The organism is Anaerovibrio lipolyticus LB2005 (assembly GCF_000621545.1).
In the GTDB taxonomy this organism is placed as follows: domain Bacteria; phylum Bacillota; class Negativicutes; order Selenomonadales; family Selenomonadaceae; genus Anaerovibrio; species Anaerovibrio lipolyticus_A.
The window spans coordinates 127,040-139,424 of record NZ_JHYA01000003.1 but is presented as its reverse complement, the minus strand read 5'-3'; the positions used below and the strand labels follow the sequence as shown (position 1 = coordinate 139,424).

11 protein-coding genes and 1 pseudogene are annotated in these 12,385 nt (G+C 43.7%); 10 read left to right on the top strand and 2 right to left on the bottom strand.

Annotation, left to right across the window (positions count from 1 at the left end):
* The first annotated feature begins 14 nt into the window (after positions 1-14).
* From T355_RS0103725 to T355_RS0103715, 3 genes are all read left to right on the top strand, one after another.
* Positions 15-824 carry an MBL fold metallo-hydrolase gene (locus tag T355_RS0103725; protein WP_027396580.1) on the top strand — a complete coding sequence of 270 codons (810 nt, stop codon included), beginning with the start codon at positions 15-17 and terminating at the stop codon, positions 822-824.
* 113 nt (positions 825-937) lie between these two features.
* Complete coding sequence (locus T355_RS0103720) at positions 938-1,324, top strand: C-GCAxxG-C-C family protein (protein WP_027396579.1); 387 nt, start codon at positions 938-940, stop codon at positions 1,322-1,324.
* 17 nt (positions 1,325-1,341) lie between these two features.
* On the top strand, positions 1,342-1,947 hold the full coding sequence (locus T355_RS0103715; RefSeq protein ID WP_027396578.1) for a DUF1847 domain-containing protein: 606 nt from the start codon (positions 1,342-1,344) through the stop codon (positions 1,945-1,947).
* A gap of 238 nt (positions 1,948-2,185) precedes the next feature.
* Here T355_RS0103715 and T355_RS0103710 read toward each other — a convergent pair whose 3' ends face one another.
* Complete coding sequence (locus T355_RS0103710; protein ID WP_027396577.1) at positions 2,186-3,085, bottom strand: Fic family protein; 900 nt, start codon at positions 3,083-3,085, stop codon at positions 2,186-2,188.
* Positions 3,086-3,451: 366 nt separating this feature from the next.
* Between T355_RS0103710 and T355_RS0103705 the strand changes: the two genes are divergently transcribed.
* Together T355_RS0103705 and T355_RS0103700 are read left to right on the top strand one after the other, a co-directional pair.
* Positions 3,452-4,549, top strand: a complete 1,098-nt coding sequence (locus T355_RS0103705; protein WP_027396576.1) for an HlyD family secretion protein — start codon at positions 3,452-3,454, stop codon at positions 4,547-4,549.
* Entirely contained in the window at positions 4,546-5,664 is a 1,119-nt protein-coding gene (locus tag T355_RS0103700; protein ID WP_027396575.1) for an ABC transporter permease, read from the top strand. The genes T355_RS0103705 and T355_RS0103700 overlap by 4 nt, the downstream gene beginning before the upstream one ends.
* Before the next feature lie 174 nt (positions 5,665-5,838).
* Here T355_RS0103700 and T355_RS0103695 read toward each other — a convergent pair whose 3' ends face one another.
* Positions 5,839-7,182, bottom strand: coding sequence for an anaerobic C4-dicarboxylate transporter (locus tag T355_RS0103695; protein WP_027396574.1), 1,344 nt, complete (start codon positions 7,180-7,182; stop codon positions 5,839-5,841).
* Positions 7,183-7,499: 317 nt separating this feature from the next.
* Here T355_RS0103695 and T355_RS15565 point away from each other — a divergent pair.
* From T355_RS15565 to T355_RS0103675, 5 genes and pseudogenes are all read left to right on the top strand, one after another.
* Positions 7,500-7,919, top strand: a pseudogene (locus tag T355_RS15565) (flagellin); the annotation flags it as partial.
* Between the two features lie 48 nt (positions 7,920-7,967).
* Complete coding sequence (locus T355_RS14935; protein ID WP_081777614.1) at positions 7,968-9,281, top strand: flagellin; 1,314 nt, start codon at positions 7,968-7,970, stop codon at positions 9,279-9,281.
* A gap of 343 nt (positions 9,282-9,624) precedes the next feature.
* Entirely contained in the window at positions 9,625-10,620 is a 996-nt protein-coding gene (locus T355_RS0103685; protein WP_027396572.1) for an ABC transporter substrate-binding protein, read from the top strand.
* Positions 10,621-10,630: 10 nt separating this feature from the next.
* Positions 10,631-11,509, top strand: coding sequence for an ABC transporter permease (locus T355_RS0103680; RefSeq protein ID WP_027396571.1), 879 nt, complete (start codon positions 10,631-10,633; stop codon positions 11,507-11,509).
* Entirely contained in the window at positions 11,509-12,303 is a 795-nt protein-coding gene (locus T355_RS0103675) for an ABC transporter ATP-binding protein (RefSeq protein WP_027396570.1), read from the top strand. Before T355_RS0103680 ends, T355_RS0103675 begins: the two co-directional genes overlap by 1 nt.
* Positions 12,304-12,385: the final 82 nt, after the last annotated feature.

The window sequence follows — 12,385 nt, the reverse complement described above, 5'->3', positions numbered from 1 at the left end:
AAAGAAGTGTATATATGAAAATTAAGGTGTTAATGGACAATCTGCCAGCGGTAAATTATTTAAATGAGTGGGGCCTTTCAATTTATATTGAATATGAAGATAAGAAAATTTTGTTGGATACCGGAGCCTCGGAGGGATTTTCCAATAATGCAAAGGTGGCAGGAGTGGACCTATCCAAGGTGGATGTGGCAGTATTATCCCATGCCCATTATGACCATTCAGATGGCATGGGAGAATTTTTCGAGGAAAACCAAAAGGCATCCATGCTGCTAAGGAGCTCCTGCAAGGAAAATTGTTACTCCCAAAAGGAAGAGGGAATGGAATATATCGGTATCCACAAGGGATGGCTGGAAAAGTTCAAATCCAGAATAAAATATGTTGATGGCATCTATGAAATCTGTAAGGGTGTAACTTTGGTGCCGCACTTATTTGATATGACAGAGCCTGGTAAAAAGGCGAAAATGTTTACCATGGAAAATGATTTGTTTTTTCCTGAGCTATTTGCCCATGAACAAAGTCTGGTTTTTGAAACTGAAAAAGGTCTTGTCATATTTAACAGCTGCTCCCATGGCGGCGCAGATAATATTATCAATGAAGTTCAAAAGCAGTATAATGATGCTCTAATATATGCCATAATTGGCGGCTTCCATTTATACAAAACATCCCCTGAGGAGGTGGAGGCCTTCGCAAAACGCGTTGAAGCTACAGGAATTCAGAGGGTTATAACGGGGCATTGCACCGGTGATGAAGCCTATCCTATTTTGCAGAAAGTTTTGGGAGATAAGGTGTCACAGATGTATTCCGGAGCGGAGTATAGTATATAATTCATCTATATGACATCTTTGTAAAAAAATGATATATTGCGGTATAATACTGATGTATTGCGGAACATTTTTGCTGTAATGGATCATAGTGTTTATTTTAAGGAGTGTTACTAATGAGCAGATACACAGAAGCAGCCCAGGTCCTGCGGGATGATACCAGCCTGCATTATAATTGTGCCCAGTCCGTATTGATTCCTTTTGCAGAGGAAATGGGACTTACCAAGGAGCAGGCGTTCAATCTTGGATTTAATTTTGGAGGCGGAATGAAGCGGGCCTCCGTATGTGGTGCCGTTACGGCTGGACTAATGGTGCTGGGAATGCATGGGGTAAATGATGTGAAAATTCTCAATGAATATCATAATGCCATCAAGGCCAACCATGATGATGTGCTGGACTGCGGAGACCTCCTGCGAATCAGCAAGGAAAAGGGAATCGAGAAGAAGGCTCATTGTGATGCTCTCATTAAGGAAGTAATTGAGCTGGTTGAAAAATACATTTAATCCGGAGGGATTTCTTTATGAAAGCAGATTGTGCCAATTGTCCTTCCCATGCCTGCTACACAAAGGGGGTAAACTGCACTGGTTACACTGATCAGGAGATTTTATCCGCTTACAGTGATGAGGAAAAGAAAATAATGCAGGCGGCGGCCTATGTGGAGGGCACCTTCTACAGTAATATTACCCGCTTGCAGGAAACAGCGGAATTTGCTAAGACCATGGGATATAAGAAGCTGGGAATGGCTTTTTGTATTGGCTTAAATTCTGAGGCCAGATATATTGCCAAGTTCTTTAAAAATGAAGGCTTTGAGTTTTATAGTGTTTGCTGTAAAAATTGCAGCTTTAACAAGAAAAATCTTGGATTAAAGCAGGTTAAGCCGGAGCTGGACCATGAGGCCATGTGCAATCCGAAATTTCAGGCCAAGATATTGGCGGAAAAGGGTACAGAGCTGTTCATTTCCTGCGGTCTTTGCGTGGGCCATGACGCTATTTTCAATGGCTCCTGCCCGGGGCCTGTCACGGCATTGGTGGTAAAGGATCGTCTTCTTTCCCATAATCCTTTGGGGGCCATATATTCCCGTTATTGGAAAAGGAAGCTGGGAATCATGGATGAAGGGGAAATTTAATTTTCCGTTATTATTGCATAACTAATAACACTAAAAAAATGAAAAGCAAATTACGGGAAATTTTAAACCGTAACAAAGGGATTAGTAATGAAGCCCGCCGAAGGAACTATAAACTGTTATATAATGACAAACAAATTTATATTGAGCTTGTCAATCTCTCCGGGGATTGTGTGAAGAAGCGTTATTATCCGTTCTGTAGGGTTGTTGCTGTAGCAACAGTGGAGTGGATAATAGCGCTTTATGTTTTGTATTTTTTTATTTTGAAATAGTCCAACCAAACCTTAAATCTGTCCTGGGCCGTTCGGCAGGTGTCCAACAAATAGCCTGGTTCCTTTATCCATTCCTTTAATCCGCGATAATAATACCCCTTTAAATCATCACTGATAATAAATGGTGTAATGCCGTTTCTTAAGCATTCCTTGAACATTATCAGTCTGCCTATACGCCCGTTGCCATCCTGAAATGGGTGAATTATTTCAAAATGATGATGAAATGCCACGATATCCTCAAAGGATTTCACTTTCTCCAAATTATATTTTTTTAGTAATTGTTTTATTTCGAATGACACATTTTCCGGGGCAGTGGTGGCAAGACCACCTACTTCGTTTGGCATTCTTTTATAATCTCCAACAACAAACCATGATTTTCGGCTGTCAGAGGTTCCCGATTTTAAGCATAAATGGAGCTGCTTTATAAAGGATTCACTTAGCTTGTATTTGGCGGCATCGATTATCATATTGATACAACTAAAGTGATTGGCCGTTTCAACTATATCGTCCACTTTAACCGCATCATTGTCTACACCGATAGTATTGGTCTCAAAAATAAATCTGGTTTGGTCATGGGTGAGGCTGTTGCCCTCAATGTGGTTGGAATTATAGGTTAATTCTATCTGGACCTTGTGATAGATACCGCCCTTTATTCCAGCCTCTTTTTCCTGTTGTAGTCTGGTCAGCAAATCGTCGGATATCTTGCCTGCCCGTGGTTTTCTAGGAGGTTTAGGGGCATCATCAGGTATTTTCCAGGTTTTACCATCCAATACTGCGCCTCTCACTTTGCCAGTGGCGCAATAATTTCTTGCACTTCTCTCCGATACCTTCCAATTGGAAGCCGCCTCGCTGACATTTATGTATTTCATCGTTTCTCCCCTCCCCATATATACTTTTCCATGTTTCATTTCAATTATATCATAAAACGGCAAAATATATTGCGTTTTATATTGTATATTATGGAGTTATCTTGCCGATAAAATAAAGACTTATTCAGGCGGAGTTTTAAACTCCATCTGAATAGTTAATTTTATCAAACTACAAAAATTCTTGACTATTTTTAAAAATTATCGTAAGATAACCAAGAAATAAATCTATATAGTGCTTTAGGCGTCGCCCATTATGGGAAATGACAACGGCTAATACATGCCAGGAGACTGCAGGGACGGAAATTGTAGTCACCATCGGTTATGTATTGGTCGTTTTTTGTTTGCATAAAATGATGGAGGTAAGAAATGGATAAGAAATTAAGGGCAAAGAAATTTGGTATGATTTTTGCAGTGGTAATGGTGGTTACAGGACTGCTTTTAATGTACACGGGTAATGACGCGTTGGTACTGGCCACTGAGAAAAAAGAAGGAATATTAACCGCCGAACAAATTAAACTCTCCTTTGAAAATGTAGGCGGCAGGATGGTAAAGGAGTGTGTCAAAGAGGCTGACCAAGTAAAAAAGGGTGATGTGCTGATGGTGCTTGACAGCACTGATGTGGATTTGTCCATTGCTAAATTGGAAGCCCAGATTGCCCAGATGAAGTCTCAGATAAAGTCGGCAGGTGGCGGCGTCAATATTGCCATGTCCCAGGCGGACACCAACGAACAGCAGAGCTTCCGCCAGATTGACCAGCAGAAAGCTGCGGTGGATGCGGCAGAGGCCAACTATAACAATGCATCCTTGGACTATAACCGTAAGGTTCAGCTCTTTGAGGTGGGAGCCATTTCCAAAGCAGATCTGGATGCAGCCCAGACCTCATTGCAGGTAAATACTGCAAATGTGGCTCAGCAAAAACAGCTTTTAAGTAAATTATTGGCAGGCACCTCAGATAATGGTGATACAGATTCTCTTAATTTGCCAACTATTGCTTTGGAGCGTCAGACAGCAGCCAACAAGTTAAACGATGTGGAGGCATTGAACCAGCAGCTGAAAGGGTTGGAGGTTCAGCTTAAGGAATTAAAGGTTAAAAAGGAGCGTTTGACTCTTAGAGCACCTGAGGATGGCAAGATTATAAAGATTTTGGCAAAAGAGGGGGAAATGATTGCCCAAAATACGCCGGTACTCCTTATGGAAAGCAACCGTTACTATTTTGACATTTATGTAAGCGAGGAAAAGGTTGACAAATATAAGGAGGGAGATGAAATTGAAGCCGTTTCCGTAGCTGGCAAGAAAAAGGTTAAGGGTACTATTCGCCTGCTCACCCAGGCCCCTGGCTTTGCGGATTTGCGTATGACCCGTGAAAAGGGCCAGGCGGATTTAACATCCTTCCAGATGCGTATTTACCTTGAGCCTACAGAAGAAATTCTTCCTGGCATGACGATGGGAGTGAAGATGAGATGAAGGCTTTTCGGGACGAATTAAAACATCTTCTCTCTGGCAATGGTATGCCCTATGAAAAGGTATCCATAATGGTTTCCTTAGTTATAACGGTGATTTTCAGTGTTATGCTGGGGCTGAATTACGCCAAGGATACTCCAATTACGGTTATTGATTTGGACAATTCCCATTACAGTCATGAACTTATTGACTATCTTAATAATTCCCAGCTCATTTCTGTTACAGCGGTTGTAAATACCCCTGCAGAGCCAAATGAGCTTATGTATCGTGATAAGGCCTATGCGGTAGTGTATTTGCCTCAGGGACTTGAGAAAAATCATTATAATGGGGAGCGGGCCGACATCGGTGTATTTTATGATAATACCAGCTCCTCAGCCTTAAGCGGTGTAAGGGAGGCCCTCAATGAGATTATTGCGGACTTAAACAATCCAAGTCTTGGTACAGGTGATACCATAAGGGGAGGCACAATGCTGGTTTCCCGCTCTCTTTTTAATCCTGCAGAGTCTGCCAGTAATGGCGAGGTAACGGGCTTTTTGATATTTTTTTCTTCAATGTTTTTTGCCTTTGCCACCCTGGGCATGGTGCCACGGCTAAGGCAGGAGGGGAAGCTTGATCTTCATTTTAAGCTGGGCACAGCCTATGACCTTATAGAACGCATATTGCCTTATTGTGCTTGCTGGCTCATTGCCAATTTTATTGGTCTTGTGGTACTGCGCTTTTGGGGTGATATTAATTTTTCGGGAAATATAATTCTGTATTTTGCCGTTCAGGCCCTGTACATAATAATGCTGGGGATGGTTTCTGTGTTTATGGGCTGGTCTGCAGCCAATCCAGGGGCGGCTTCCAGCAGAATGATTTTGTTTGTGCCAGGAGGATTTATTTTCGGCGGATATGGTGTGCCTATGACTATGATGCCTGATTGGGTTCACTGGATTAACCAGATATTCCCGTTAACTTGGGAGTTTAAATTTATTCGTGACATCGTATTTAGGGGAGCGGGCTTTTTCGACTGCGCTGTAACCATTGGCCAGTTCCTTATTTATATAACGATTATCTGGATACTTTTTTCCAGAAAATTTGATAAAGAGCAGATTGCCTACGGGGAAATCGCAGAATAATACGGGTAATATACTGGTTAATAAAAGTAAGTTACTGACAAAAAAGTATGTTGACAAGTAAAAAAGGCCACCGACTTGTATGGATGCATTTCCATAAAGCTGGTGGCCCTTTTGTTACCTTAAATATTAAATTCACTTAATAATCTTAGGTGTGGTTTTTATATGGGATGGGGCTTAAATTATAGCATGAGCGATTACATAACCCACACAGCAGCCGGTGATAACGCCAATGAGGCCTGGTATCATGAAGCTGTGGTTGAGAATGTACTTGCCAATCTTGGTGGTGCCAGAGCGGTCAAAGCCGATACAGGCCAAATCTGATGGGTACGTTGGCAGGAAGAAATAACCATAGCAGGCGGAAATAAAGGATAAAACTATAACGGGTTCTATCCCTGCCTCCAAAGCTAGAGGAGCCACTATTGCAATGGCTGCCGCCTGAGAGTTAACCAGCTTTGAGGTGAAAAAGGCAATGATGGCATAAGCCCATGGATATACTGCAACGGCGGAAATCAATACGCCCTTCAAAAAATCCATGTGATGCGCGAAGAGGGTGTTGGCTGTCCAAGCAACACCATAAACGGATACCAGGGCTACCATTCCAGCCCGGAATACGTTGGAATCAGCTACTTTTTTGGCATCTACCTTGCAGAAGAACAATATTAGTGAGGCAATACACAGCATAACCATCTGAATGACCAAAGTCATGGAAATTGGCTTGGCTGGTTTGCCCGTACCAGCGGAGAAATGAGGCAGATAGTCCGGCAGATTGCCCATTAAGGCGATTATAATAATGCCTGCGATGAAAATACCAACAGCAATATAGTAGCTTCTAGGCAATTCCTTGTCCAAAAGGGACTCGGTGGAGCCATAGACATATTTCCTCTGTTCAGGGTCAGCAATCAGAGCCTGAAATTCAGGATCATCTTCCAGCTCTTTACCTCGGCGCATGGACCAGATAGCCGCTGCCAGCACACCGAAGAAGGTGGACGGAATGGAGACCATCAAAACCTTGGCAATGCTGATATCATAACCGGCTATAGTCAAGAAGCTCACTATAGAAACAATGGCCACAGATACCGGTGAACCGCAGATTCCCATCTGGGCAGCAACAGAGGATACTGCCATAGGTCTCTCAGGGCGGATATTTTGCTTGATAGCTACATCATAAATAATTGGAAACATGGTATAGCATACATGGCCGGTGCCGCAAAGAACAGTCAAGAACCATGTGGTAATAGGTGCTAAAATGGTAACATTTTTGGGATTTCTTCGTAAAATTTTTTCGGCCAGCTTCAACAATACAGTCAAGCCACCGGAGGTTTGTAAGAATGCCGCACAGGTAACAACTGCCAGAATGGTCAGCATTACGTCATTTGGTGGTACACCTGGCTTGTAACCAAAACCAAATACATAGATTACCAGGCCTACACCACTGACTGCTGCCAGCCCGAGCCCACCAAAACGAACACCGATTACAAGGCATAGCAGGAATATAATAAATCCCAAAGCAATTTCCATAAATAGCCCTCCCATCAAACACATTCACACAAAATCAAAATCCCTCAAATATTAATTTAAGTATTCACTTGATAAAATTTGCATACTCGGACAAAAAGGTTATTCATAAGTAGTAATTCTCCATATAGCGAAGATTTCCTGCAAAAAGTTAAGTAAAATATACTACTTGTGGAGGTGTTGCTTTTATATATTAAGTTCACAAAATAATTTAACGATACTATGATTAGTAGTGGTGTACGCCGCTATAAATTCAATGGCTAAAACAAGGATGATTTCCCTACAGCAACACGGGGCAAGCGCAGAAAGGATGATACGCTATGGCCATGGTAGTTAAGAATAATATGTCGGCAATTAATACCTTAAATGTTCTTGGACGGAACAGCAAGGAATTTGCCAAGCAGCTTCAGCAGGTTTCTTCTGGCATGAAGATCAATAGTGCGGCGGATGACGCTTCTTCCTATGCCATCAGTGAGCGGATGCGGGTACAAATAAGGAGCTTGGATGCTACCCTTGTCAATACCCAGAATGGCTCCAGCATGATGAAGGTGGCAGAGGGGGCAGTGTCCTCCACAGTGGATGCACTTAGAACCTTTAAAGCCAAGGCTATTGATGCCGCTAACGATACAAATACGGACAGTGACCGGGCAATTATTCAAAAAGAGCTGGACCAGCTTATGAACCAGATCGATGATAATGCCCTGGTTACTTTTAATGGAAAGTATTTGGTAAACGGAGCCTTGGGTGGCAATATTGTGGCGGACCAGCAGGATTCCATTGTTTCCTTCATGGCTTATTTGGATGCATGCACATCTGGTACACCCCAGGAGCTTTTGGATGGGGCTATAAAATTTGGCTCCTCAGGAATGTTTAAGGATGAGGCATCCCTTATAAATAGCTTCGTTGAGGCTATGAGAAATAGTAATGGAGACCTTTTGGAGGTTTGTGGTATCAATCTGAAGAATGATGATACGGGATCCATTACTGGCCTTGATGCTGGCAGTGAGCGGGTAAAAACCGCGGAATCTGTTGTGCCGGAAGAAAAGACATCTTATGGTGGCAACACCAAGGGCAGTTCTTTTATCAGGGGACTTACTGTGAATTGGCCCGATGATATTAGTGACGACATGCAAAAGGCTATTGCCGGTGCCCTGGACAGCCAGTGGCTCTCTAACTGTATGTGGCTTGTAGATGAGTCCTTTGCCATTAATTTCTGGGAAAATGGTACTTCTGTAAAATCTATGGATGTAAACTTTGAAGATGATGCTTCTTCCAACAACTTGGCGTATGTAACAAACTATTATAATGATGGTGTTACTACTAAACTGAAACTCACCGTTAATATGCACTACTATAACAACCTGGATCTCACTGATAAAAATGGCGCGGTAAAGGATAACCCGAATCAGCTTTACCTGGACCGTACATTGGCCCATGAAATGACCCATGCCATTATGGCTGCCAATATCAAAAATTTTAATGAATTGCCTAAATATGTTAAGGAAGGCATGGCAGAGCTGGTACATGGCATAGATGATTACCGCAAGGTGACAATCCAGTCCTTGGCCAATGACCCTGATACTTTAAAGGGTGTACTGGAGAATTCAGGGGCTCCTTCGGATGACAGTGCCTATGCAGCGGGCTACATGGTTCTTCGCTACATGGCAAAGCAGGCAGCAAGCTCTGAGCCGGAAAAGAGTGCCTACTTCCAGATTGGCACCAAGGCTTCCCAGACCATCAGCATTGGTTTGGCAGATATGCGTTGTGAGGCTTTGGGCCTTACAAAAGCTGACGGTACTGCTGTCAGCGTAGCTACCCAGCAAAAGGCCACTTCTGCCATAACTGTTATTGACAGGGCCATTAGCCGTGCCTTGAAACAGCAGACCATTATTGGTTCCATTGAGAGCCGGCTGGAGTTTACGGCGGCCAATATTACTACTGCCACTGAAAATGTAACATCTGCGGAGTCTGTAATTCGGGATGCGGATATGGCCAAGAGCTTTACAGCCTACACCAAGGCTAATGTGCTAATGCAGACCGCCCAGTCCATGCTGGGGCAGGCCAACCAAAACGGTAGTGCAGTGCTATCCTTGTTACAATAGTATAGCTGAATATCAGCAAATCGCATAATCTGAATATTTATTCACCCCAATAGGGGCAGCCATGGTGCTGCTCCTTTTTGATTGGTTGAATGAGAAATTATAGTTGTTCTTAGTAAGAGGATTTTAAAATAACTATCTATATGAAAAATAATTTTGTGTTTATGGGGAGAACAATATTTATTTTTCTGAAACAATCATGTATAATATGTGTTAGGTTTTTTGCTATGGAATCTTAGTGAATCAAATCTGCAAGTTGAAGATGAACTTAGATTTCGTGTAAGGGCTGATGAAAGCCAGTATGCTTTCATCTTGCTTATTTTTATACTATTAGGAGTGATAATGTATGGTTTTTTCAAAGAAAATGAAAATGGCAGCCCTGGGAATGGCTGCACTGTTCTCCTTTGGCCTGTTGGGTGGCTGTGGCTCCAATAATCAGGCGTCATCTGGCCAGAAAACGGTTGGTATTGTTCAGCTGGTGGAGCATGATGCGCTGGATGCTGCCAACAAGGGATTTAGGGATGCCCTTAAGGAGCGTGGCTATGAAGAGGGCAAGAATCTGAAAATAGATAATCAGAATGCTCAGGCCGATCAGTCCAATCTGCAGAATATTGGACAGCGTTTTGTAAGTAATCATGTGGATTTGATTTACGCAATCGCAACTCCGGCTGCTCAGACTGTGGCCAATTTGACCAAGGATATTCCTATTGTAGGTTCTGCTATCACCGACTATGTGGGTGCAAAGCTGGTTAAATCCAATGATGCTCCTGGTGGCAATGTAACCGGCACCAGCGATATGAATCCTATCAAGGATCAGGTGGACCTTCTGATTAAGCTCTGTCCTAATGCTAAAACTATTGGCTGTGTATATACCTCCAGTGAGGTGAATTCCGAGATTCAGTTTAAGGCCATGAAGGAATATGCTGAGTCTAAGGGCCTTAAGGTTGAGGCTGCTACCATTTCCAATGTAAATGATATTCAGCAGGCTGCTCAGAGCCTTGTAGGTAAGGTGGATGCTTTCTATCTGCCTACTGATAATGTAATTGCTTCTTCCATGCCAACCTTGATTTCCGTAACCGAGGCTGCCAAGAAGCCTGTTATTTGCGGTGAGTCCAACATGGTTAAGGCCGGCGGTCTTGCAACCTACGGTGTGGATTATTATGAGCTGGGCCGTCAGTCCGGCTTTATGGCTGCTGACATCCTTGACGGTAAGTCCAAGCCAGCTGATATGAAGATTGAGTTTGCAAAGGTTCTTAAGGCTGTAGTCAACAAGACAAATGCTGATAAACTTGGCATCACCATTCCTGCAGATGTACTGAAGGATGCCGAGGTACTGAATTGAGGTTATTGAAGTGGATCTGATTATTCCTACTATATCACAGGGGCTGTTGTGGTCTCTGCTGGCCATCGGAGTATACATTACATTTCGGGTGCTGGATATTGCTGATTTGACAGTGGAGGGCAGCTTTCCCTTGGGGGCGGCTGTGGCTGCTGCTTGTATGTTGGGAGGCATGAATCCCGTTCTCGCCATTTTCGTGGCAGCCTTTGCCGGTATGCTGGCAGGTGTTGTGACTGGATTTTTGTGTACCAAATTAAAAATCCCGGCTTTATTGGCGGGGATTCTTACCATGATTGCCCTGTATTCCGTAAATCTTCACGTAATGGGCAAGGCAAATTTGTCCCTATTACAGGTGGACACTGTATTTACCCTGTATTCTATTCCCGATGTGACCCTTGGGAATATGGTTTTGGTAATTGGTGCTGCGGTGGTAGTTTTTACCGGTGTATTGTGCTACTGGTTCTTTGGTACAGAAATCGGTGCCTCCATTCGTGCCACTGGCTGCAATCCCCACATGATTCGCGCCAATGGTATCAATACTGATATAACTATTATCTTGGGCCTTTTGATTTCCAATGCATTAGTGGCCGTGTCCGGAGCTCTGGTGGCTCAGGCCAACGGCTTTGCCGATGTGGGCATGGGTGTTGGTACCATCGTTATCGGGCTTGCTTCCGTTATTATCGGTGAGGTACTCTTTGGCACCCGCAGCTTTAAAAATTGCCTGATTTCCGTAATTTTGGGCTCCATTGTATATAGAGCTGTTATTGCCATAGTTTTGCAGATGGGTATGCCACCAAACGATTTGAAGCTGTTTACGGCAATTCTGGTTGCGGCTGCTCTGTCCATGCCTCTTTGTCAGGCTAAGCTGAAAAAGAGAAAGGTGGCCGAGTAATGCTTAATATTGAAAATATCAAGAAAACCTTTAATCCGGGCACTATTACGGAAAAGGTGGCCCTGCGAGGGGTGTCGCTGCACCTGAAGCCAGGAGATTTCGTAACGGTAATCGGCGGTAATGGTGCGGGAAAATCCACCCTTATGAATGCAATTGCGGGCACCTTCAAGGTGGATGCTGGAAAAATTGTTATTGACGGCAAGGATATCACCAAGCTGCCGGAGCATAAGCGGGCAAAGTATATTGGGCGTGTATTCCAGGATCCTATGATGGGTACTGCTGCCAATATGCAGATAGAGGAAAATCTTGCCATTGCCTCACGCCGTGGCCAGTTCCCAACCCTGCGTTGGAGTGCCCCGGAGGCTCAGCGGGCCTATTTCCGGGAGCAGCTGAAGCCTTTGAATCTCGGCCTTGAGGATCGTCTGGAATCCAAGGTGGGACTCCTTTCCGGTGGTCAGCGTCAGGCCTTGACCTTGCTTATGGCTACCATGGTGGAGCCAAAGCTATTGCTTTTAGACGAGCATACCGCAGCCCTGGACCCAAAAACTGCGGCTCAGGTGCTGGAGCTTACAAATAACATTGTAAATAGCCGTAAGCTCACCACCCTGATGATTACCCACAATATGAGGGATGCATTGTCCTGTGGCAATCGTCTGATTATGCTCCATGAGGGCAGAATCCTCATTGATGTGAGCGGCGATGAGAAGAAAAGCCTCACCATCAAGGACCTGCTGGCTATGTTTGAGAAGGCTGCAGGCAGTGAGCTTAATTCCGATGCATTGTTGTTAAGCTAATAATTAAATCCTGAATATACACTAGTATTCCGGCTTCCATGCGCGAAAAAATGATACCGGGACTAAATTAGTATTTTTGAAA

Coding starts and splice junctions, on each gene's coding strand:
- T355_RS0103695 (WP_027396574.1), bottom strand. CDS start 7,182: ATGGAAATTGCTTTGGGATTTATTATATTCCTGCTATGCCTTGTAATC.
- T355_RS0103710 (WP_027396577.1), bottom strand. CDS start 3,085: ATGAAATACATAAATGTCAGCGAGGCGGCTTCCAATTGGAAGGTATCG.
- T355_RS0103720 (WP_027396579.1), top strand. CDS start 938: ATGAGCAGATACACAGAAGCAGCCCAGGTCCTGCGGGATGATACCAGC.
- T355_RS14935 (WP_081777614.1), top strand. CDS start 7,968: ATGGCTTATTTGGATGCATGCACATCTGGTACACCCCAGGAGCTTTTG.
- T355_RS0103725 (WP_027396580.1), top strand. CDS start 15: ATGAAAATTAAGGTGTTAATGGACAATCTGCCAGCGGTAAATTATTTA.
- T355_RS0103675 (WP_027396570.1), top strand. CDS start 11,509: ATGCTTAATATTGAAAATATCAAGAAAACCTTTAATCCGGGCACTATT.
- T355_RS0103685 (WP_027396572.1), top strand. CDS start 9,625: ATGGTTTTTTCAAAGAAAATGAAAATGGCAGCCCTGGGAATGGCTGCA.
- T355_RS0103700 (WP_027396575.1), top strand. CDS start 4,546: ATGAAGGCTTTTCGGGACGAATTAAAACATCTTCTCTCTGGCAATGGT.
- T355_RS0103715 (WP_027396578.1), top strand. CDS start 1,342: ATGAAAGCAGATTGTGCCAATTGTCCTTCCCATGCCTGCTACACAAAG.
- T355_RS0103705 (WP_027396576.1), top strand. CDS start 3,452: ATGGATAAGAAATTAAGGGCAAAGAAATTTGGTATGATTTTTGCAGTG.